The following is a 209-nucleotide window of genomic DNA, read 5'->3' on the forward strand; positions in this document are numbered from 1 at the left end:
ATAGCAGGTAAAGGGGCGACAGCCTGTATCCCGCCTCGCAAGAATGCGGGGTTATGGAAAAAGGGGCACCCAAGAAATGGAGCAGTGCTGGTAATGCGTAAGGAAGGGCTGGCGCACTGGAAGAAGATATCGGGATACCACCGTCGCTCGCTGGCAGAGACGGCGATGTATCGGTTCAAGCAGTTGTTGGCGGGGAAAATCAGTCTGCG

The 209-nt window shown here is 56.0% G+C and carries 1 pseudogene; it reads left to right on the forward strand.

From position 1 onward, the window contains the following. Window positions 1-209, forward strand: a pseudogene (locus L972_RS20925) (IS5/IS1182 family transposase); the annotation flags it as partial.

It is taken from the genome of Aeromonas sp. ZOR0001 (assembly GCF_000801015.1).
In the GTDB taxonomy this organism is placed as follows: Bacteria; Pseudomonadota; Gammaproteobacteria; order Enterobacterales; family Aeromonadaceae; genus Aeromonas; species Aeromonas veronii.